Origin of the sequence: Streptomyces sp. NPDC050287 (assembly GCF_044459385.1) — a bacterium.
Taxonomy (GTDB): domain Bacteria; phylum Actinomycetota; class Actinomycetes; order Streptomycetales; family Streptomycetaceae; genus Streptomyces.
Genome location: NZ_JBITIY010000001.1, coordinates 768,850 through 789,835, shown reverse-complemented (window position 1 = coordinate 789,835; position 20,986 = coordinate 768,850). Strand labels below are relative to the sequence as shown.

Below are 20,986 nucleotides of genomic sequence, written 5' to 3'. Positions count from 1 at the left end.
GGATGGGTGACCGCTGGCAGGTCGAGGTCGACCGCTCCCTGTGCATCGGCTCCGCGAGCTGCGTCCACCACGCCCCCGACGGCTTCCGCCTCGACACGGGACGCCAGTCCCATCCCGTCGAGCCGGAGGCCGACGCCAACGAGAAGGTGCTCGCGGCGGCGGAGGGCTGCCCGGTGGAGGCGATCATGATCAGGCTGCTGGGGAGTGGGGAGCCGGTGTTCCCGCCGGAGGAGTAGGGATACTCCTGGGCAATATTCCCGGACGCGGAAAAATCATGGTTCAGGGGCTTTTGTACCCGCAAAAAGGTTCTAGTATGGGAAGTGGCCTACGGGACGAGTGAGGGAGTCCGACCGGAGTAGCCGACTTTGGCGAGACGCTCAGGCATCCGCCGTTGCCGACGTCGACGGTCGGGCTGAGAGGCCGGAAGGCAGTAGTAGGGCCGGAAGGCGACCCCTTGACCTGACCCGGGTAATACCGGCGAAGGGAACCCGTCTCGTAGGTCCTTCGCGTGCTCGGATCCGGGTCCGTCAGGGGTTCTTCGCGCGCTCAGGTCCGGTCCGGGTCCGTCAGGTCGATCAGTCGGCACACCGTCTCGATGTCGATCTTCACCTGTGCGATGGATGCGCGGCCCGACAGCCAGGTGACCAGTGCCGAGTGCCAGGTGTGCTCGATGACGCGGACCGCCGAGAGCTGGTCCTGGGTCGGGTTCTCCAGGCCCATCGCGTCCAGGATGATCGCCGTCGTCTGACGGGAGACCTGGTCCACCTCGGCGCTGACGCTGCGGTCGGCGAACGTGAGCGCGCGGACCATCGCGTCGGCCAGGTGCGGCTCGCGCTGCAACGCCCGGAACGCCCGCATCAACGTCTCCGCCACCCGCTGGGCCGCCGTGTCACCCGCCGGCGGCTTCTTCCGCAGCGTGCCGTGCATGTGCTCCAACTGGTCCTGCATCGTGGCCACCAGCAGATGCACCTTCGACGGGAAATAGCGGTACAGCGTGCCGAGCGCCACCTGCGAGGACTCCGCGACCTCGCGCATCTGCACCGCGTCGAAGCCGCCCCGGCTCGCCAACTGCGCGCTGGCGTGCAGGATGCGGCGGCGGCGTGCCTCCTGCCGCTCGGTGAGGGGCGAGGACAGCGCCTTGTTCGCCTTGGCTTCCGCAGGCATGGGTCCCGTTCCGTGACAGCATGTGAGAGTCGGTGATCGCCCAGCATGGCAGGCGCGGTCCGTCGTGGCGTGAATCACCTGATCCACTGCTCACAGCACCCCTACCAGCCGGTAGATTCAGAGCCTCCCGGACGATCAAGTCTGAAACTTGTTCTAGATTAGCGTCCCGTCGTAGTCTCGCGGGACAGTGCAGGCAGAAGGGGGCCCGGAGTGACCGCTGAGGCCAGTCAGGCGGGGTCCCGACACGACCTCGCAGCGGACGGCGAGCGACCGCTCAACATCGCACTCCTCACCTACAAGGGGAACCCGTTCTGCGGGGGTCAGGGCGTCTATGTACGGCACCTCTCGCGCGAGTTGGCCCGCCTCGGCCACCGCGTCGAGGTCATCGGCTCCCAGCCGTACCCCGTCCTCGACGAGGGCCACGACGACCGCCTCACCCTCACCGAGCTGCCGAGCCTGGACCTCTACCGCCAGCCGGACCCCTTTCGCACCCCGGGACGCGACGAGTACCGCGACTGGATCGACGCGCTGGAAGTCGCCACGATGTGGACCGGCGGGTTCCCCGAACCGCTGACCTTCTCCCTGCGCGCCCGCCGCCATCTGCGCGCCCGGCGCGGCGAGTTCGACGTCGTCCACGACAACCAGACGCTCGGCTACGGCCTGTTGGGCGACGTCGGCGCCCCGCTCGTCACCACCGTCCACCACCCCATCACCGTGGACCGGCAGTTGGAGCTGGACGCGGCGCAGGGGCCGCGGCGCCGGTTCTCCATACGCCGCTGGTACGCCTTCACCCGCATGCAGAAGCGCGTCGCCCGCCGCCTGCCGTCCGTGCTCACCGTCTCCGGCACCTCCCGCCAGGAGATCATCGACCACCTGGGTGTGCGTCAGGACCGTATCCACGTCGTCCACATCGGCGCCGACACCGACCTCTTCTCGCCCGACCCCTCGGTGCCCGTCGTGCCGGGCCGGATCGTGACGACGTCCAGCGCGGACGTACCGCTCAAGGGCCTGGTCTTCCTCGTCGAGGCACTCGCCAAGGTGCGCACCGAGCGGCCCGACGCCCACCTCGTCGTCGTCGGCAAGCGGCCCACCGAGGGGCCGGTCGCCCGCGCGGTCGAGCGGTACGGCCTCGAAGACGCCGTCGACTTCGTCAAGGGCATCTCCGACGCCGAACTCGTCGACCTGGTCCGTTCGGCGGACGTCGCGTGCGTGCCGTCGCTGTACGAGGGCTTCTCCCTGCCGGCCGCGGAGGCCATGGCGACGGGCACCCCGCTGCTGGCCACGACCGGCGGCGCGATCCCCGAGGTCGCCGGCCCGGACGGTGAGACATGCGTCGCGGTACCCCCGGGCGACGCGGGCGCGCTGGCCGCCGGCCTGAGCCGGCTCCTGGGCGACCCGGAGCTGCGCGCGCGACTCGGTGCGGCCGGACGGGAGCGGGTGCTGGCCCGCTTCACCTGGGCGAAGGCCGCCGAGGGCACGGTGGCCCGGTACCGCGAGGCGATGGCCCGCTCCGCGCCCGGCGCGTCCCCAGCCCGCCGCTCCGCGCCCCAGCCTCCGCCTCCCGGCCCTTCCGCGGCCGTTGAAGGCGCTGACGTCGAATCCGATCGCGAAAGCAGGGCTACGTGCTGACCGTCGACTTCTCCCGGTTCCCGCTCGCCCCGGGCGACCGTGTCCTGGACCTCGGCTGCGGTGCCGGACGGCACGCCTTCGAGTGCTATCGACGGGGTGCCCGGGTCGTGGCCCTCGACCAGAACGGCGAGGAGATCCGCGAGGTCGCGAAGTGGTTCGCGGCGATGAAGGAGGCGGGGGAGGCCCCCGAGGGCGCCACCGCCACGGCGATGGAGGGCGACGCCCTCGCGCTGCCCTTCCCCGACGAGTCCTTCGACGTCGTCATCATCTCCGAGGTGATGGAGCACATACCGGACGACAAGGGCGTACTCGCCGAGATGGTACGGGTGTTGAAGCCCGGCGGCCGGATCGCGATCACCGTCCCGCGCTACGGACCCGAGAAGGTCTGCTGGACACTGTCCGACGCCTATCACGAGGTCGAGGGCGGCCACATCCGCATCTACAAGGCGGACGAGTTGCTGGCGAGGATCCGCGAGGCCGGCCTCAAGCCGTACGGCACGCACCACGCGCACGCGCTGCACTCCCCGTACTGGTGGCTCAAGTGCGCGTTCGGCGTCGACAACGACAAGGCGCTGCCCGTGCGGGCGTACCACAAGCTCCTGGTCTGGGACATCATGAAGAAACCGCTGGCCACCCGGGTCGCCGAACAGGCGCTGAACCCGCTGATCGGCAAGAGTTTCGTGGCGTACGCGACCAAGCCGCACCTCCCGGCGGTGGACGCGCGGTGACCACCCCCCGGACAGAACACCTCGTCCTGCCCGGGGTCCTCACCGCCGAGCAGGCTGCCGCCACCGTCGCCGGCATCCTCGCCGTGCAGCGGGAGGACGGGGCGATCCCGTGGTTCCGCGGGCACCACCTCGACCCGTGGGACCACACGGAGGCGGCGATGGCGCTGGACGCGGCCGGCGAGCACGAGGCCGCCGAGCGGGCGTACAACTGGCTGGCACGACACCAGAACGAGGACGGCTCCTGGTACGCGGCCTACGCCGACGGCGACTTCGCGGACGTCACAGACCGGGGCCGCGAGACGAACTTCGTCGCGTACATAGCTGTCGGCGCCTGGCACCACTACCTCTCGACGGGCGACGACACCTTCCTCGACCGCCTGTGGCCGACCGTCCACGCGGCGATCGAGTGCGTACTGCGCCTCCAGCAGCCCGGCGGGCAGATCGGCTGGAAGCGCGAGGACGACGGCACGCCCGTCACGGACGCGCTGCTGACCGGCTCCTCCTCGATCCACCACGCCCTGCGCTGCGCGCTCGCCATCGCCGAACAGCGTGAAGAGCCGCAGCCCGACTGGGAGTTGGCGGTGGGGTCGCTCCGGCACGCGATCCGCAGGCACCCGGAGCGGTTCCTCGACAAGGACCGCTACTCGATGGACTGGTACTACCCGGTCCTGGGCGGCGCCCTGACCGACGCCGAGGCCAAGTCCCGTATCGAGGGAGGCTGGGACCGCTTCGTGGTCCCGGATCTCGGGGTGCGCTGCGTCGTCCCCAACCCGTGGGTCACCGGCGGCGAGTCCGCCGAACTCGCCCTCGCGCTCTGGGCGACGGGCGAGTCCGACCGGGCCCTGGAGATCCTCCAGTCCATCCAGCACCTGCGCGACGCGAAGTCCGGCCTGTACTGGACGGGCTACGTCTTCGACGACAAGGCCGTCTGGCCCCGCGAACTGACCACCTGGACGGCCGGCTCCCTCATCCTCGCCGTCGCCGCACTGGGCGGCGACGAGGCGACGTGCCAGGTCTTCGGCGGCGACCGACTGCCCAGGGGCCTGGACCCGGACTGCTGCGACTGACAGGTCGGACCCGAAGAGTCCGACCTGACCGGTCGGACCTGACCGGTCGGACTGACCATTCGGGCGGTCAGTGCCGGTGTACGCGGTTGGCGATGGCGTGGCCGATGAAGAGGTAGACGACCGCTGCCAGGCCGTAGCCCGCGACGACCCGCGCCCAGGCGTCGTTGAAGGTGAAGAGGTCGCGGGACCAGCCGGCGAGCCAGTTGGCCGCGTGGTGGACGAACTGGACCAGGTCGTTGGCCCGGTTGGCGTCCAGTAGGTACATCAGGATCCACAGTCCGAGGATGACGGCCATGATGTCCGCGACGACCGCGATGACCGTCCCCGCGGAGTTGGAGCCGCTGCGATATCGAGACATGTCTTTCGGATGGCCCCGAATCCCTGTTTGAAACCAGGGCCAGGGTCAGGGCCGTCCGTTCCTCTAGGAGTTGAGCTCCGCCAGCACTCGCAAGGTCTGCGGGTCCGGTGCCACCGCCAGCAGGTCCGTCACCGGGCCCTTGCGCCACAACTCCAGCCGCTCGGCGATGCGTTCGCGCGGCCCCACCAGGGAGATCTCGTCGGCGAACGCGTCCGGTACGGCGAGCACGGCCTCCTCGCGGCGGCCGGACAGGAACAGCTCCTGGATCCGCCGGGCCTGCTCCTCATAGCCCATGCGGGCCATGAGATCGGCGTGGAAGTTGCGGGCCGCGTGGCCCATCCCGCCGATGTAGAAGCCGAGCATCGCCTTGACGGGCAGCAGCCCTTCCACGACGTCGTCGCAGACCCGGACCTGGGCCATCGGGGCGACCAGGAAGCCGTCCGGCAGATCGCCCACCGCGTCCCCGTACGCCTCGGGGCGGGTCGGTGACCAGTACAGCGGCAGCCAGCCGTCCGCGATCCGGGTCGTCTGGGCCACGTTCTTCGGACCCTCCGCGCCGAGCAGGACGGGAAGCGTGGGGCGCAGGGGGTGGGTGATGGACTTGAGGGGTTTGCCGAGACCGGTGGCGTCCGGGCCGCGGTAGGGGAGGGGGTGGAAGCGTCCGTCGAGTTCCACCGGCGCCTCGCGCCGCAGCACCTGCCGTACGACGTCGACGTACTCCCGGGTCGCGGTCAGCGGCGACTTCGGGAACGGCCGCCCGTACCAGCCCTCGACCACCTGCGGCCCGGACAGGCCGAGCCCCAGCGTCATCCGGCCGCCGGAGAGGTGGTCCAGGGTGAGGGCGTGCATGGCGGTGGTGGTCGGGGACCGGGCCGCCATCTGGGCAACCGCCGTGCCCAGTCCGATCCTTGAGGTCTGCGCGGCGATCCAGGTGAGCGGGGTGAACGCGTCCGAGCCCCAGGACTCGGCGGTCCACACGGAGTCGTAGCCGAGCCGCTCCGCCTCCCGCGCCAGCGTCACATGGTCCGCGCCGGGACCGCGGCCCCAGTAGCCGAGTGCGAGCCCGAGCCGCATGGTGCCTCCAGAGGTCCGACGGCGGGTCCTGACTGGCGGGCCTGACGGAGTGTCAGTCACCGGTTCGGGGTGCGACTGTACGACAACGGCCCCCTGCCCGGAAGGGCAAGGGGCCGAGAGGCCTTGCACGCGTCGACCGACCCGCGCGATCGCGGACCTCAGCCGCGCTGGATCCCGCTGGTGTCCTGCAGCACGCCACGACGGCCGTCCTGCGTCTGCGCGACCAGCGCCTGACCGCGCTGCTCGACCGCGAGGTACCAGGTACCGGGGGCGAGTTCGGCGATCGGCGCCGACGAGCCGTCCTCCGCGAACAGCGGACGCGGCACCGGTACGGCGAACCAGAACGGCGAGAACTCCTGCGCCGGCGGCTGAGGGGCCTGCGCCTGCTGCGGCTGGGCACCGTAGGGCTGCCCCGGCTGGGGCTGACCGCCGTACGGCTGACCCGGCTGCGGGGCGCCCGGGTAGCCGTAACCACCGGAGGGCTGGGCGCCGTAGGGCTGCGGGGCGGCGGGCTTGGGGGCGGGGACGAGGGCACCCTTCAGGGCCGGGACGAGAGGACCGGCGACGGCCGCGGCCGCCATGACCAGGGTGGCGATCAGCATCAGGATCAGACCGACGCCCGCGTTCAGGGTGTCGTTGTCGACGCCCGGCATGTTGTTGAAGCCGCTGGCCGGGTCGAAGATGTTCCCGAGCGCGCTCCACGCGGCGAAGACCGTCAACGCGACCCCGAACTGGCCGAGATCGAGGCCGAGCGGCTTCGGCATCTGGGCCAGGCCCCGGGACAGGACGACGAGCGCGGCGCCGAAGATGCCCGCCAGCACGACACCCAGCAGGATCGGACCGCTCGCCCACGCGTTGGGGAAGTCGTAGCTGTCCGGGGCTCCGTCGGCCGAGTAGATGTCGAGGAACGACGCGATCAACAGCAATACCGCTGCTCCGATCACCACGCCGTCGCCTCTAGTGAGGGAGCGGATATTCACTTCAAGGTCCTTCGGTTCAGTCGTCTCGTCGGGACGACACTATCGTCCGCCCGAACAGGGTGTCCGCCCGGATCGGTGCGTTGATTACTACTCGCGCAGGAAACTCACCATTCCCTCAGAGATCCCCTGCGCCGCTTTCTGCCGCCACGCCCCACTGGTCAGCAGTGCCGCGTCCTTGCTGTCGCGCATGTTGCCGCACTCGATGAACACCTTGGGAACGGTGGACAGATTGAGTCCGCCCAGGTCGGTGCGGGTGACCAGGCCGGTACCGCCACCGATGTAGTTGGACGGCGCGCTGCCCGTGACGCGTACGAAGGCGCCCGCGACGCGCTCGCCGAGCGCACGCGAAGGGGCCACGACGGCGCGGGTGTCGGCGGCGCCCGCGTGCACCGGCCCCGGCAGGATCACGTGGAATCCGCGGTTGCCGGCGGCCGAGCCGTCCGCGTGGATCGACACCACGGCGTCCGCGTGCGCCCGGTTGCCGATCAGGGCGCGCTCGTCCACGCACGGACCGTACGGCCGGTCACCGTCCTGCGTCAGCTCCACCTCGGCACCCTGCTCCTGGAGCAGCGTGCGCATCCGGTGGGCCACGTCCAGCGTGAACTCGGCCTCGGCGTAACCGGAGTTGGTGGACGTCCCCGTGGTGTCGCACTCCTTCGAGCCCGTCCCGATGTCCACCTTGCGGTTGATCTCGGCGCTGTGCCGGAAGTTGCCCGCGTTGTGCCCCGGATCGATGACGACGACCTTGCCTTTGAGCGACCCGGACCCGGAGCCGGATGTGGTGGCGTGGCCGGACGTCGACGGCGTGGCGGCCGGGGTCGGCTTCGGAGAGCCGCCCGGTTTGCCGTCGTCACGCGCGGACCTGGGCGTCGTGGGGGAGGCGGGCGCGCTCGCGGAGGCGGCGGTCCCCACCGCGCCGGCGGAGCCGCCCGAGTCCCCGCCGCCGCCCACCGCCTCGTACACCAGCCACCCCAGCAGGGCGCCCGGCACGAGCGCGGCGAGAGCGACGGTCGACGGGCCGCGCCGGGGACGGCGGGGCTCGGACGGTTCGAAGTCGGGGCCTGCGTATGACACGTCTGCGACTCTAACCGGGCCCTCAGATCCCCGTCCCCGTTCGCCGCAGTACGCGCAGCGAGTCCGTCGCCGATACCTCCGTGAACGCGCCGGACGCCAGGGCTCGGAGGTGGACCCGGTAGGGGGCCTGGCCGGTGAACTCGTCCACCGGGTCCGGGAACACGTCGTGGATGAGGAGCAGCCCGCCCTCGGCGACATGGGGCGCCCAGCCCTCGTAGTCGGCGTTCGCGTGCTCGTCGGTGTGGCCGCCGTCGATGAAGACGAACCCGAGGGGAGTGCCCCAGACCTTCGCGACCTGGGGCGAACGGCCGACCAGCGCGACGACGTGCTCCTCCAGTCCCGCCCGGTGCAGCGTGCGGCGGAACGTGGGCAGCGTGTCCATCAGGCCGAGCTCGGGGTCGACCGTCTCCGGGTCGTGGTACTCCCAGCCCGGCTGCTGCTCCTCGCTGCCGCGGTGGTGGTCCACGGTGAGCGCGACGACCCCGGCCTGACGGGCCGCGTCGGCGAGCAGGAGCGTGGAGCGTCCGCAGTACGTGCCGACCTCCAGCAGCGGCAGCCCGAGCCGCCCGGCCTCGACGGCCGCCGCGTACAGGGCGAGTCCCTCACCCGTGGGCATGAACCCCTTCGCGGCCTCGAAGGCGGCCAGGATCTCGGGCTTGGGGGCCGCGGGCATGGGGGTCCTTTCGGTCGGACGTACGAACACGGGTCGTAGGCATGACCCGGCGGGTGTACGAGCGTATGGGCGCCCATGCTGCCGCACCCCCTGCTGCGGATGCGACAGGGGGTGCGGAGAAGCCGGCCGGCGTCGGGGCCGGAGGGCGGCGTCAGGCGGAGACGGTCTCTCCGGGCAGGGACAGGTCCAGGTCGACCGGCCGGTCGTCGCCCGTGTGGGTCGCGGACGAGGCGAGCGGGCCGTGGCCGGTGGCGCGGGCGGCCAGGACGTACGCGCCCTGGGTCGGGACGATGAGGGCGTAGCTGCCGTCCTCGTCGGAGAGGGTCGCGCCGGCCTGCCGGCCGCGGCGGTCGATCAGGGTGACCTTGGCGCGGGCGACCGGGGTGCCGGCGGCGTCGAGGACCCGGCCGCGGAAGCCGCGCAGGGCCTCCTCGGCGCGCTCGAGGTTGGCGTCCTCCTCGCTGCTGGCCCGCAGCTGCGGCCCGGCGGCCGGGCGGGTGCGGGGCAGGAAGAGGGCCAGGACCAGGCCGAGGGCGACGGCGCCGGTCGCGATCATGAAGGAGACCCGGAAGCCGTGCATGGTCGGGATCGCCACGCCGTTGACGTTGTTCGCCGTATTGGCGAGGACCATGCCGATCACGGCGCTCGACACCGACGTACCGATGGACCGCATCAGGGTGTTGAGGCCGTTGGCCGCACCCGTCTCCGAGGCCGGGACCGCGCCCACGATCAGCGCGGGCAGCGAGGAGTAGGCGAGGCCGATGCCCGCACCCAGGATCACCGCGATGACGAGGCTCTGCCAGGGGGCGCTCATCAGGCCGAGGCCGGCGCCGTAGCCGATGGCGATGATCAGCATGCCGAGGATGAGGGTGAACTTGGGGCCGAACTTCGCGGACAGCCGGGCGTAGACCGGAGCCGTCAGCATCATGGTCAGGCCGAGCGGCGCGACCAGCAGGCCCGCGACGACCATCGACTGGCCGAGACCGTAGCCGGTGGCCTTCGGCAGCTGGAGCAGCTGCGGGAGGACCAGCGAGACGACGTAGAACGAGACGCCGACCATGATCGAGGCGAGGTTGGTGAAGAGCACCGCCGGGCGGGCCGTGGTGCGCAGGTCCACCAGTGGGGCCTTGACGCGCAGCTCCATCACGCCCCACAGCAGCAGGACGACGGCCGCGGCGCCGAACAGGCCGAGCGTGGTGCCGGAGGTCCAGCCCCAGTCGCTGCCCTTGGTGATCGGCAGCAGGAAGAGGACGAGGCCGGCGGACAGGCCGATCGCGCCCAGGACGTCGAAGGTGCCCTCGGCGCGCGCCGGGGACTCGGGGACGACGAGGAGGGTGAGGGCGATGGCGAGGGCGCCGATGCCGGCGGCGCCGTAGAAGAGTGCGTGCCAGTCGGCGTGCTGGGCGACCAGGGCCGCGGCGGGCAGCGCGAGACCGCCGCCGACGCCGATCGAGGAGCTCATCAGGGCCATCGCCGAGCCGAGCTTCTCGCGGGGCAGCATGTCGCGCATCAGGCCGATGCCGAGCGGTATCGCGCCCATCGCGAAGCCCTGGAGGGTACGGCCCGCGATCATCGTGAGCAGGTCGCTGGTGAGGGCGCTGAGCAGGGCGCCGACCACCATCACCGACAGGCTGAGGATCAGCATGCGCCGCTTGCCGAACAGGTCGCCGAGGCGGCCCATGATCGGCGTGGCCACGGCACCCGACAGAAGGGTGGACGTCAGGACCCAGGTGGCGTTGCTGGGCGCGGTGCCCAGCAGCTGCGGCAGGTCCTTGATGACCGGGACGAGCAGGGTCTGCATCACCGCGACCACGATGCCCGCGAACGCGAGCACCGGGACGACGGCCCCGCTCGCTCCGCGTGCGGGCTGGTCGGTCGACGTGTGCGTCATGAAGTGAGGCCTCCAGGCCTTGGAACGAGGAGTGCAAGGAATACGTGGGACGGATACGAACGGATACGTGCAGGGAGAACCCTGTGCCCCTGGGCAACTATTCCGATGCTTTGGCGTACTAACGATTTCTTTATCTTCTCTTGGGGTTCGCCGCGGTTCGCCCCCCTCGGAGCAGGCAGAGCAGGAGGCGTAGGCGTAGGCGTAGGCGTAGGCCTCGGGGCCGAGGTCCGCACGGCCGAAATGCCGATGCGGCGGGCGCGGGTCCGTTGAGAGCATGGCGGTCATGCTCGAATCCGCTGACGTGACCCGTACGTCCCGCCCCCGTACGGCGCCCCCTGCCTGGCTGCTGGTGGTGCTCGCGTGTGCCGGGCAGTTCCTGGTCGTGCTCGACGTGTCCGTCGTCAATGTGGCGCTGCCGTCGCTGCGCGCCGACCTGGGGCTGAGCGAGCAGGGCCTGCAGTGGGTGGTGAACGCGTACTCCATCGCGTTCGCCGGGTTCATGCTGCTCGGCGGACGGGCCGGCGACCTCTACGGCCGCAAGCGGATGTTCCTCGTCGGCCTCGGCCTGTTCACGCTGGCCTCGCTGGGCGGCGGCCTCGCCCAGGAGAGCTGGCAGCTGCTGGTGGCGCGGGCCGTGCAGGGGCTGGGCGCGGCGGTCCTCGCGCCCGCCACGCTGACGATCGTCACGTCCGCCGTACCGGAGGGCCCGGCCCGCGCCCGCGCGATTGCGACCTGGACGGCCGTCGGCGGGGGCGGCGGCGCGGCCGGCGGGCTGGTCGGCGGAGCGCTGGTGGACGTGCTGTCCTGGCGCTGGGTGCTGCTGATCAACGTGCCGATCGGCGTGATCGTCCTCGTCGGCTCGATGCTCCGGCTGCCCGAGAGCCGCGCCGGGGACGGCCGGCGCCTCGACCTGCCCGGCGCGGTGCTGGCGACCGCCGGCCTCGCGACCCTGGCGTACGGCATCTCGCAGACCGAGGCGGCCGGCTGGGCGGCCGTGGCGACCGTGGTGCCGCTGCTGGCGGGCCTCGCGCTGATCGTCCTCTTCCTCGCCGTCGAGTCCCGTACGGCGGCTCCCCTGATGCCGCTCCCGCTGCTGCGGGTGCGGGCGGTGTGGTCGGCGAACGCGGCGATGTTCCTCAGCGGCTCCGCCATGTTCTGCATGTGGTTCTTCATGACGCTGTACGCCCAGAACGTCCTCGGCTACTCCCCGCTGGACGCCGGACTCGCCCTGGTACCGAGCTCGCTGGCCGTGGTCCTCGGGTCGAAGCTCGCACCCCGGTTCATGAGGACGCTCGGAGCGCGTGCCGTGGCGGTCCTGGGGACGGCGGTGGCGGCCGTCGGCTTCGCCTGGCAGTCGACGCTGCGGGTCGACGGGGCCTATCTCACCGCGATCATGATCCCCGGCATCCTGATGATGCTCGGCGCGGGCCTCGCCACCACCCCGCTGGCCGCCCTCGCCACGTCCGGAGCGGCACCGGGAGAGGCGGGCCTCGTCTCCGGCCTCGTCAACACCTCCCGGACGATGGGCGGTTCACTGGGCCTCGCCGTCATGTCGACCATCGCGGCGGTACGTTCGGCGGACAGCGACACCCCGGCAGCCCTCACGGACGGCTACGCGCTGGTGTTCCGGGTGGGCACCGGGGTGCTGCTGGGCGGGCTGGTACTGATGCTCCTCGCGCTGCCGCGGAGGGCTTCGAGGGGCTGAGGGGGCGGGTCACGCAGAAAAGCGCGGTCGGTGCTGCCGGGGAGGGCGCTTGGGGGCGCTTGTCCAGGGCGCAGCCGGTGTGCGGGCGTGGGGGCGGGGTGAGGCGCCGGGGGGCCTTGCGCGGCGTCCGTGCACGGCCGCCCATGGCCCGCGTCAAGCACCTCTCCGCCATTGAACCGATCACGTCGTCGCCCGCCGAAAGGTCCGGGAGCACGCCCGACTCGGCCAAGAGTGGAAAGGGGCCCGCTGGACGGTCGGCGGCGTCCCGTCGAACGGGGAGGAAGTGCCGGAGCAGTGGCGGTTGCGCGCTCAGCCCGGCGCCGCCTCCACCGCGGAGGCGACGAAGTCCGCGACCAGTCGCCGCCGGTCCTCCTGCCCCCAGGCGAGGACCAGCGCACTACGCGGCGCGTCGGCCACCGGAACGTGAACGAGCCCCGGATGCTGTGGCCGGGCCAGCGAACGCGGCAGCACAGCGATCGCTCGTCCCAACAGGATCATGTGCGTCAGCTCGGCACCGTCGGCCACCTCGGGACCGAACCCGGCGGGCTCGATACCGGGCACCCCGTTGCCGCGGACACCCTTCCAGCGCGGCAGCGGCTCGTGGGCCAGGTCGGCGAGGGTCACCTTGCCGCGGCCGGCGAGCCGGTGGTCCGGCGGCAGGATCGCCACCCGGCCCTCGACCATCAGGGTCTCGTGATCCAGCCCGGTCAGGTCGTCGAACGGCACGTACAACAGCGCCACGTCCGCCCGGCCGTCGCGCACATGGTCGGCGCGGTCGGTGGACCCGCCGAACACGATGTCCACCTGTCGGGCGTCGGGCCGGCGAGAGTAGGCGGCGAGGATGCCGGACAGCAGGTCCGCATCCCCGCCGGGCTTGATCACCAAGCGCAGCCGGGTCTCCCGCTCACCCGCCCGACGGGCCTTCTCGACCGCCGCCCCGACGGCGAGCAACGCATGCCGACCGTGGTACTTCAGCGCCTCCCCGGCGGAGGTGAGGGCGACGTGCCGACTGGAGCGCTCCACCAGCGCCACCCCGAGCCGGTCCTCCAGCCGCCGCACCGCCTTGGACAAGGCGGGTTGCGCGATCCCCAGCCGCTGCGCCGCCCGGCCGAAATGCAGTTCCTCGGCCAGTGCGGCGAAGTACTCCAGCTCGCGGGTCTCCAGCTCGGCCATGACGCCAGAATACTGGCCCCGGCCATTCCTTGAAGGAATGGATTCAGAATCAACCGGTCTTGGACTTCACGAAGAACCACCAGTTCAATCGAGGCATGATTCACCACACGATGATCGTTGCTTTCGACGAACCGATTCCCTCGGACGAGCTCGACGAGTACCTGAAGGGACTTGAGGAGCTGACCATGGGCACCGGCGCCTTCCAGTCCTTCGCCGCCCGCCATCACCTGCGCGTCCCCGGTGACGACCACGCCCCGGTGGCCGTCGCTTCCGCCGTCGTCCAGTTCGGCCTGACCGACCTGGACGCCCTCAACACCGCCTTCGCCCTCCCCGGTATCGGCGAGTTCATCGGCAGCTGGCAGGCCCGCCGTCCGTACAAGGCGATCTGGGTCAACCACGAGCCCCTCGCCTGACCCGGCACCCCGACGGTACGGGCCGAGCTCGGTTCGACCCGAACGCGGACGGTGGCAGCCATGGTCATGGACCTCGCCCCCGCGGCGGGGCCGGGTACGGGGAGGTGTCCTCGGTTCGTACCTGCAGCCAGCCCTGGTGGCGGGCCTCCCGCATTGCCTCCATGCGGTTGCGGGTGCCCGTCTTGCCGATGGCCGAGGAGAGGTAGTTGCGGACGGTGGACTCGGACAGGTGCAGCTCGGCGGCGATGTCGGCGACCGTCGCGCCGTCCACCGAGGCCTTGAGGACGTCGCACTCGCGGGCGGTCAGTGGGTTCGGGCCGGCGCTCAGGGCGGCCGCGGCCAGCGCCGGGTCGACCACCGTCTCGCCGCCCAGCACGCGCCGGCCGCCACCGCGTCCGCGCCGCCCGCCACCGGCCGGCGCCCCGGACATCCGGCGACCTGACACTCCGTCAGGAGCCTTCACAAGTGGCGACCGCTCGGCTATACAGAGGGCGCCGGACTGGAACGCGTTCTAGATCGGCCCGTGACGACCTCGGTGCGGCCGACGGTGCGGACGGCCGCACCGGGGTCTTTCGCCGCCACTGTCAGGAGCCCCATGCCCATCGACGCAGCGCTGGCCCTCGCGGCCGACCCCCGGACCGGCGAGATCGCCTGGGACCACAAGGACGTGCAGCTCTACCACCTCGGCATCGGCGCCGGCATCCCCGCCACCGGCCCCGACGAACTGCGCTACACCCTGGAGTCCCGCCTGCACGTCCTGCCGAGCTTCGCCACCGTCGCCGGTGCCGGGTCACCGGGCGTGATCGGCGGCCTGTCCATGCCGGGCGTCGACGTCGACCTCGCCAAGGTCCTGCACGGCGGCCAGGCGCTCACCGTGCACCGCCCGATCCCGGTCGAGGGCCGGGCGACCGCCACCGCCCGCATCGCCGCCGTGTACGACAAGGGCAAGGCCGCCGTCCTCGTGATGCGCACCGAGGTCACCGACGCGGACGGTCCGCTGTGGACCAACGACGCCCAGATCTTCGTACGGGGAGAAGGCGGCTGGGGCGGCGACCGCGGCCCCTCCGTCCGCCTCGAACCCCCCGCCGGCGAGCCCGACCGGACCGTCGAACGGCCGATCCGCGAGGACCAGGCCCTGCTCTACCGCCTCTCCGGCGACTGGAACCCGCTGCACGCCGACCCCGAGTTCGCCAAGCTCGCCGGTTTCGAGCGGCCCATCCTGCACGGGCTGTGCACCTACGGCATGACGCTCAAGGCGGTCGTGGACACGCTGCTCGGGGGAGACGTGAACCGGGTGCGGTCGTACGCCACCCGGTTCGCCGGGGTCGTGTACCCGGGCGAGACCCTGCGGATCCGGATGTGGCGCACACCGGAGTCCGTCAGGTGCGCCGTCAGCGCCGTCGAGCGGGACGACGCGCCCGTCCTCGCCGACACCGTCGTCGAACACTCCTGAGAACGTCCTTCTGTCTGCCCACCGTCGAGGGGAGCCGCACCATGCGCGCAGCCGTACTGCACGAGATCGGCCAGGACAAGCTGGAGGTCCTCGACGACGTCGAGGCGGTGGGCTTCGGCCCCGGCAAGGTACGGATCCGGGTACGGGCCACCGGACTGTGCCACTCGGACCTGTCCGCGATGAACGGCGTCCTGCCCCAGCCGGCCCCCTTCGTGCCCGGCCACGAGGGCGCCGGGGAGATCCTCGAAGTCGGCGAGGGCGTCGGCCACTTGAAGGCCGGCGACCGGGTGGTCGTGTGCTGGCTGCCCGCCTGCGGAGCGTGTCCCGCCTGCAAGCGCGGCCAGACCGAACTGTGCCTGGCCGGCTTCATGAACGCGGGCACCCCCAACTTCAAGCGCCCCGGAGGCGACCTCTTCGGCTTCGCGGGCACCGGCACCTTCACCGAGGAGGTCGTCGTCGACGCCGGATGCGCGGTGCCGATCCCCGACGACGTGCCCTTCGACATCGCCGCCCTCATCGGCTGCGGGGTGACGACCGGGCTGGGCGCCGCGCTCAACACCGCGGACGTTCAAGCCGGTTCGTCGGTCGCCGTGATCGGCTGCGGCGGGGTCGGCATCTCCGCCATCCAGGGGGCACGGCTCAAGGGCGCCGCCGAGATCGTCGCCGTCGACCCGGTCGCCGCACGCCGCGAGGCCGCCCTCACGTTCGGCGCCACCAGGGCCGTCTCCCCGGACGAACTGCCCGACGCCAAGCAGCAGGTCACCGCCGGCGAGGGCTTCGACTACGTCTTCGAGGTCGTCGGCAAGTCGGCCACCGCCCGCACGGCGTACGACAACACCCGGCGCGGCGGCACCCTCGTCGTGGTCGGCGCGGGCGCCATGGACGACTTCCTCCAGCTCAACATGTTCGAGCTGTTCTTCGACGAGAAGCGGATCCTGCCGTCCATGTACGGCGGCGGCGACGTGCTGCGCTCCTACGAGCGGACCATCGCCCTGTGGAGGGCGGGTCGCGTCGACCTGGCCGGCCTGATCACCCACCGGGTCCCGCTGGCCGAGGTCAACGAGGCCCTCGACCACATGCGTACGGGGGCGTCCCTGCGTACGTGCATCGAGATCTGAGGCCCGGCATGTCGGATCTGAAGCCCGGTATGTCGGACCGGAAGTCCGATATGCCGCCGTCGCTGCCCCTGGCGGGACTCTCCGCGATCGTCACCGGCGCCGGACGCGGGCTCGGCCGGGCCGAGGCGCTGGAACTGGCCCGGCTCGGCGCCGCCGTCGTCGTCAACGACTACGGGCAGCCCGGCCGGGACGGCTCGGGCGAGGCCTCCGCCGCGCCCGCCGAACAGGTCGCCGCCGAGATCCGCGCCGCGGGCGGCACGGCCCTCGCCCACACCGGTGACGTCGCCGACTTCCAACAGGCCGCAGAACTGGCCGGGTTGGCGGTCGCGGAGTTCGGCAAGCTGGACATCCTGGTCAACAACGCGGGCATCCTGCGTGACCGCATGGTCTTCTCCATGACCGAGCAGGAGTGGGACGCGGTGATCCGGGTCCACCTCAAGGGCCACTTCAACACCACCCACTTCGCCGCCGCGCACTGGCGGGAGCGGTCCAAGGCGAGCGGCGGTCCGGTGTACGGCCGGATCGTGAACACCTCCTCGGAGGCGTTCCTCGCCGGATCGGCAGGACAGCCCAACTATGCGGCGGCGAAGGGCGGCATCGTCGGCCTCACCACCTCCACCGCCCTCGCGCTCGCAAAGTACGGCGTCACGGCCAACGCCATCTGCCCACGCGCCCGCACCCGGATGACCGAGGACGTCTTCGCCGGCTTCGAACGCCCCGAGAAGGGACTCGACCCGCTCGCCCCCGAGCATGTCGCCCCGCTCGTCGGCTACTTGGCCTCACCCGCCGCCGCCCGCGTCAACGGACAGCTGCTCGTCGTCCACGGCGGCATGGTCGCACTCGTCGAACGGCCGCGCGTGTCAGCGAAGTTCGACAGCAAGCAGGACACCTTCACGTACGACGAACTGGACGCGCTGCTCACCCCGCACTACGCGGAACGCCCGGACGGCGAGACCTTCGCGGCGGCCGAGGTGCTGGGCCTGAAACGGGAGTAGACGCAGGAACGGGTGCGGACGCAAGGCGGCCCCGCCCCTCGGTCGAGGGGCGGGGCCGCATGTCGTTCAGGCCCCCGACTCGGCCTGCTCGACCGGCTTGCGGTGACGGCCGCGGGCCGCCCTCTCGCCGTCGTGGTCCGAGACCGGACCCCGGTGCTTGCCGTGTCCCGTGGACTCCTGGACGTCGGCAGTCGGCTGGTTCGTGCTGGCGTCGCTCATCGGAATAATTCACCCCGTCAACATGATCTTTCTTACAGCCGGGCGAGTTTAACCGGCACCCCACGGGCCGAATCCAGGCGGCCACGCCAACCGGCACTAGTTCGTTACAAGACGTCCCAGCGGCGCCTGCTGCAAGGGCACAGGGCGGGGCGCCGCCGCGTCCGGAGGGTCCTGTGGTGACGGTTCGCCCGACTCCGGGGAGCAACTCCCCGGCGCCCCCGGTACGGCCGTACCGTCCCCTTCGGCTTCGACCGGATCCTCCGGGCCACGGCCCCCCGCGCCCGCGCTCCCCACGCCCCCTGTTCGCTCTGTTCTCCCCGTCTCCTCCGTCTCCCCGGTCTCCTCCGTCCCCTCCGAAGGTGCCGGCACCCGGGCCACCGCGCACGGCGCCTCCGCCGTGGCGTACGGCAGGTGGAGCACCCCGTCCACGGTCCAGCGGCCGGCCCCCGCCAACCACCCCTCGGGCGCCGGAAGATGATGGATCTGCCGGGCCACGGGCCGCCACACCCCGACCCAGCCGCCCAGCGCACCGTCGATCCGCAGGGCCACCGCGCAGTGCTCCGGCGTCAGGATCTGCCCCGGCTGGATCGCGAACGGTGTGACCGTGCAGCCGTCCACCCGCAGGCAGTCCGGGAAGCGCACCGGCAGCGTGCTGCCGAGCACGCCCCAGCCGAGCCGGTCCCGCCCCGGGGAGGGCGCGTCCGAGCGGATCAGCAGCAGTCCGCTGTCCGGGTCGGCGAGCAGCAGCCGGTCGTCGCTGTCCGCCGCGATCTGCAGCAGCGGCGAGACCTCACCGGCGCGCCCCAGATCCACCACGACCGTCTTCGTCCGGCCCCCGGCCTCCCGGTCCAGCGCCAGCATCCGCCCCGTGGCGTCCAGCCACACCCCGCCCGAGCAGCGGCCCGGGATCTCCGCGAGGTGCTCCGGCCCGAAGGCGCCGCCCGCCACCTGCCACACCGCGCTGGAACGCCGGCCGACGGCGAGGGCGTACGCCTTCTCGCCGCCCGGCGCGGGCGGCAGCAGCCGCAGCCGGGTGCCCTCGTCCGGGCACTCGACCGCGCCCAGCGGCAGCTCACCGGTGTCCGGGCCGGTCGGGTAGAGGAGCGAGAAGATGTGCCGTCCGGCCGCCGGCCGCCGGATGAGCACCCGACCGTCGCCCATCGGCTGGACCTCGGTGCCGGGCTCCTCCGGCTGGTTGCCGGGCAGCGGCACCGCGTACGGCTCGGGGCCGTCCAGGGTCCAGCGCTCCGGGAAAAGGCAGTCGCCGCGGCGGGCGAGGCGGGCGGCGTAGGAGCCGTCGACGGTGATCGCGCACCCTGGCCGCGGGGTCCGTCCGTCGTCGCCCGCCGCGGTGGACTCGATCGCACAGGCCGTCATCGTTCGGTCACCTCCGGCGACGAAGGTAGTTATCGCACGCACGGGCGGGGGCCCGACTGACTGGCACTTCACACAAAGGGATGGCCCAGGAACGATTCGCCTGAGGATTCCGGGGCGAGTGTGCTGGGCGGAACCAGACGGAAGAAGACGGAACGAGACGTAACGATATGTAACGAGGGGGAACGCGACGGAACGATGCGGTAAGAGACAGAGCGAGGCGATACGACCGGCGCGACACCGGTGCAGCGGGGGAGAACGGCCAGGTAGCCTAGCCACGTGCCCCGTCTGTCTGAAGTCATCACCGCGCTGGAGAACCTGTGGCCCGCCGAGCGGGCCGAGTCCTGGGACGCGGTCGGCACCGTCGTGGGCGACCCGGACCAGGAGGTCACGCGGGTCCTGTTCGCCGTCGACCCGGTCCGGGAGACCGTGGACGAGGCGGTCAAGCTGGGCGCCGACCTGCTGGTCACCCACCACCCCCTCTATCTGCGCGGTACGACGACGGTCGCGGCCTCCACATCCAAGGGCCGCGTGGTGCACACCCTGATCAAGAACGACATCGCGCTGCACGTCGCCCACACCAACGCGGACACCGCCGACCCGGGAGTCTCCGACGCCCTCGCGGGCGCGCTCGACCTGCGTGTCGTACGCCCCCTGGTGCCGGACCCGACCGATCCGGCCGGCCGCCGGGGCCTGGGCCGGGTCTGCGAGCTGGACCACCCGCTGCCGCTGCGGGACTTCGCCGCCCGCGCCGCCGAACGGCTGCCCGCGACCGCGCAGGGCATCCGCGTGGCCGGCGACCCGGAGGCCACCGTCCGCACGGTCGCCGTCAGCGGCGGCTCCGGCGACAGCCTCTTCGACCAGGTCCGCGCGGCCGGCGTCGACGCCTTCCTCACGGCGGACCTGCGCCACCACCCCGCCGCGGAGTTCATGGCGGCCGTGGCGCACAGTTCCCTCGCGCTGATCGACGCCGCCCACTGGGCCACCGAGTGGCCCTGGTGCGAGCTGGCCGCCGCCCAGCTCGACGAGATCTCCGACCGGGAGGGATGGGACCTCAGGGTCCACGTCTCGAAGACGGTCACCGACCCCTGGACCGCCCACGCGGCGTCCGCCACCACCTTTGACCCACTGGGAGCCCCCAACTGAACGCCGAGCCCGCCGACCAGATCCGCCTTCTCGACGTCCAGGACCTCGACGTCCGACTCCAGCAGCTCGCGCACAAGCGCCGGTCGCTGCCCGAGCACGCCGAGATCGAGTCGCTGACCAAGGACCTCACCCAGCTGCGCGACCTGCTCGTGGCCGCGCAGACCGAGGAGAGCGACACCGCCCGCGAGCAGACCAAGGCGGAGCAGGACGTCGACCAGGTGCGTCAGCGTGCCGTCCGCGACCAGCAGCGCCTGGACTCCGGCGCGGTCACCTCCCCCAAGGACCTGGAGAACCTCCAGCGCGAGATCACCTCCCTCGCCAAGCGGCAGGGTGACCTGGAGGACGTCGTCCTGGAGGTCATGGAGCGCCGCGAGTCCGCGCAGGAACGGGTCGCCGAGCTGACCGGTCGGGTCTCCTCCGTCCAGTCCAAGATCGACGACGCGACCGCCCGCCGGGACGCCGCCGTCGAGTCCCTGGACGGCGAGGAGGCAACGGTGACCAAGGAGCGCGAGGTCATCGCCGGCTCGATCCCCGCGGACCTGCTCAAGCTCTACGACAAGCTGCGCCAGCAGCAGGGCGGCGTCGGCGCGGCCAAGCTGTACCAGCGCACCTGCCAGGGCTGCCGCCAGGAGCTGGCGATCACCGACATCAACGAGATCCGCGCGGCGGCGCGCGACACGGTGGTGCGCTGCGAGAACTGCGGCCGGATCCTGGTGCGCACGTCCGAGTCCGGCCTCTAGGCCGTCAGGAGC

21 protein-coding genes, 1 pseudogene and 1 riboswitch are annotated in these 20,986 nt (G+C 71.8%); of the genes and pseudogenes, 11 read left to right on the top strand and 11 right to left on the bottom strand.

Translation table 11 applies throughout. The annotated features are described in order from the left end of the window. Nucleotides 1–2: 2 nt before the first annotated feature. On the top strand, nt 3–236 hold the full coding sequence (locus ACIBK3_RS03480; protein ID WP_399361404.1) for a ferredoxin: 234 nt from the start codon (nt 3–5) through the stop codon (nt 234–236). A gap of 92 nt (nt 237–328) precedes the next feature. Beyond that, a riboswitch (TPP riboswitch) is annotated at nt 329–503 on the top strand. Nucleotides 504–546: 43 nt separating this feature from the next. On the opposite strand, the gene ACIBK3_RS03475 is transcribed toward ACIBK3_RS03480, so the two are convergent. Beyond that, nucleotides 547–1,164: a TetR family transcriptional regulator gene (locus ACIBK3_RS03475; RefSeq protein ID WP_399361402.1), complete on the bottom strand. Its 618-nt coding sequence runs from the start codon at nt 1,162–1,164 to the stop codon at nt 547–549. 210 nt (nt 1,165–1,374) lie between these two features. Between ACIBK3_RS03475 and ACIBK3_RS03470 the strand changes: the two genes are divergently transcribed. From ACIBK3_RS03470 to ACIBK3_RS03460, 3 genes are read left to right on the top strand one after another with little or no spacing between them, the layout of a single operon-like run. Next, nucleotides 1,375–2,793 (top strand): glycosyltransferase family 4 protein, encoded by a 1,419-nt coding sequence (locus tag ACIBK3_RS03470; RefSeq protein ID WP_399361400.1) that lies wholly within the window; start codon nt 1,375–1,377, stop codon nt 2,791–2,793. Then, complete coding sequence (locus tag ACIBK3_RS03465) at nt 2,787–3,521, top strand: class I SAM-dependent methyltransferase (protein ID WP_399361398.1); 735 nt, start codon at nt 2,787–2,789, stop codon at nt 3,519–3,521. The genes ACIBK3_RS03470 and ACIBK3_RS03465 overlap by 7 nt, the downstream gene beginning before the upstream one ends. Beyond that, complete coding sequence (locus ACIBK3_RS03460; RefSeq protein WP_399361396.1) at nt 3,518–4,588, top strand: prenyltransferase/squalene oxidase repeat-containing protein; 1,071 nt, start codon at nt 3,518–3,520, stop codon at nt 4,586–4,588. Before ACIBK3_RS03465 ends, ACIBK3_RS03460 begins: the two co-directional genes overlap by 4 nt. A gap of 67 nt (nt 4,589–4,655) precedes the next feature. Here ACIBK3_RS03460 and ACIBK3_RS03455 read toward each other — a convergent pair whose 3' ends face one another. The 6 genes from ACIBK3_RS03455 to ACIBK3_RS03430 all read right to left on the bottom strand — a co-directional run bounded on the left by ACIBK3_RS03455 (nt 4,656) and on the right by ACIBK3_RS03430 (nt 10,638). Continuing rightward, nucleotides 4,656–4,946, bottom strand: coding sequence for a hypothetical protein (locus tag ACIBK3_RS03455; protein WP_399361394.1), 291 nt, complete (start codon nt 4,944–4,946; stop codon nt 4,656–4,658). A gap of 63 nt (nt 4,947–5,009) precedes the next feature. Further along, the gene (locus ACIBK3_RS03450; RefSeq protein ID WP_399361392.1) at nt 5,010–6,020 is read right to left on the bottom strand and encodes an LLM class F420-dependent oxidoreductase; all 1,011 of its coding nucleotides are present in this window, start codon (nt 6,018–6,020) and stop codon (nt 5,010–5,012) included. A gap of 158 nt (nt 6,021–6,178) precedes the next feature. Continuing rightward, on the bottom strand, nt 6,179–7,000 hold the full coding sequence (locus tag ACIBK3_RS03445; protein ID WP_399361390.1) for a hypothetical protein: 822 nt from the start codon (nt 6,998–7,000) through the stop codon (nt 6,179–6,181). 87 nt (nt 7,001–7,087) lie between these two features. Next, complete coding sequence (locus tag ACIBK3_RS03440) at nt 7,088–8,074, bottom strand: N-acetylmuramoyl-L-alanine amidase (protein WP_399361388.1); 987 nt, start codon at nt 8,072–8,074, stop codon at nt 7,088–7,090. 22 nt (nt 8,075–8,096) lie between these two features. After that, nucleotides 8,097–8,747, bottom strand: a complete 651-nt coding sequence (locus ACIBK3_RS03435) for a class I SAM-dependent methyltransferase (RefSeq protein ID WP_399361386.1) — start codon at nt 8,745–8,747, stop codon at nt 8,097–8,099. 151 nt (nt 8,748–8,898) lie between these two features. Further along, nucleotides 8,899–10,638 (bottom strand): MFS transporter, encoded by a 1,740-nt coding sequence (locus ACIBK3_RS03430; protein ID WP_399361385.1) that lies wholly within the window; start codon nt 10,636–10,638, stop codon nt 8,899–8,901. Between the two features lie 274 nt (nt 10,639–10,912). On the opposite strand from ACIBK3_RS03430, the gene ACIBK3_RS03425 reads away from it, so the two are divergent. Then, a complete protein-coding gene (locus ACIBK3_RS03425) occupies nt 10,913–12,343 on the top strand; it encodes an MFS transporter (RefSeq protein WP_399361383.1) in 1,431 nt (476 codons plus the stop codon). 309 nt (nt 12,344–12,652) lie between these two features. On the opposite strand, the gene ACIBK3_RS03420 is transcribed toward ACIBK3_RS03425, so the two are convergent. Then, entirely contained in the window at nt 12,653–13,516 is an 864-nt protein-coding gene (locus ACIBK3_RS03420) for a LysR family transcriptional regulator (protein WP_399361381.1), read from the bottom strand. A gap of 95 nt (nt 13,517–13,611) precedes the next feature. Between ACIBK3_RS03420 and ACIBK3_RS03415 the strand changes: the two genes are divergently transcribed. Beyond that, a complete protein-coding gene (locus ACIBK3_RS03415) occupies nt 13,612–13,929 on the top strand; it encodes a hypothetical protein (protein WP_399361379.1) in 318 nt (105 codons plus the stop codon). 124 nt (nt 13,930–14,053) lie between these two features. Here ACIBK3_RS03415 and ACIBK3_RS03410 read toward each other — a convergent pair. Then, nucleotides 14,054–14,311 (bottom strand): annotated as a pseudogene (locus ACIBK3_RS03410) (response regulator transcription factor); the annotation flags it as partial. 213 nt (nt 14,312–14,524) lie between these two features. Here ACIBK3_RS03410 and ACIBK3_RS03405 point away from each other — a divergent pair. From ACIBK3_RS03405 to ACIBK3_RS03395, 3 genes are read left to right on the top strand one after another with little or no spacing between them, the layout of a single operon-like run. Continuing rightward, nucleotides 14,525–15,382: a MaoC/PaaZ C-terminal domain-containing protein gene (locus ACIBK3_RS03405; protein WP_399361377.1), complete on the top strand. Its 858-nt coding sequence runs from the start codon at nt 14,525–14,527 to the stop codon at nt 15,380–15,382. 41 nt (nt 15,383–15,423) lie between these two features. After that, a complete protein-coding gene (locus ACIBK3_RS03400) occupies nt 15,424–16,500 on the top strand; it encodes a Zn-dependent alcohol dehydrogenase (RefSeq protein ID WP_399361375.1) in 1,077 nt (358 codons plus the stop codon). An 8-nt stretch (nt 16,501–16,508) separates the two neighbouring features. Further along, complete coding sequence (locus ACIBK3_RS03395) at nt 16,509–17,495, top strand: 3-oxoacyl-ACP reductase (protein WP_399361373.1); 987 nt, start codon at nt 16,509–16,511, stop codon at nt 17,493–17,495. Nucleotides 17,496–17,561: 66 nt separating this feature from the next. On the opposite strand, the gene ACIBK3_RS03390 is transcribed toward ACIBK3_RS03395, so the two are convergent. Both ACIBK3_RS03390 and ACIBK3_RS03385 read right to left on the bottom strand, forming a co-directional pair. Further along, nucleotides 17,562–17,714, bottom strand: a complete 153-nt coding sequence (locus ACIBK3_RS03390) for a hypothetical protein (RefSeq protein WP_399361372.1) — start codon at nt 17,712–17,714, stop codon at nt 17,562–17,564. A gap of 96 nt (nt 17,715–17,810) precedes the next feature. Then, the gene (locus ACIBK3_RS03385) at nt 17,811–19,091 is read right to left on the bottom strand and encodes a hypothetical protein (protein WP_399361370.1); all 1,281 of its coding nucleotides are present in this window, start codon (nt 19,089–19,091) and stop codon (nt 17,811–17,813) included. A 276-nt stretch (nt 19,092–19,367) separates the two neighbouring features. Between ACIBK3_RS03385 and ACIBK3_RS03380 the strand changes: the two genes are divergently transcribed. Beyond that, nucleotides 19,368–20,234: a Nif3-like dinuclear metal center hexameric protein gene (locus ACIBK3_RS03380; protein WP_399361368.1), complete on the top strand. Its 867-nt coding sequence runs from the start codon at nt 19,368–19,370 to the stop codon at nt 20,232–20,234. Continuing rightward, a complete protein-coding gene (locus ACIBK3_RS03375; RefSeq protein ID WP_399362097.1) occupies nt 20,231–20,974 on the top strand; it encodes a zinc ribbon domain-containing protein in 744 nt (247 codons plus the stop codon). Before ACIBK3_RS03380 ends, ACIBK3_RS03375 begins: the two co-directional genes overlap by 4 nt. Nucleotides 20,975–20,986 lie beyond the last annotated feature (12 nt).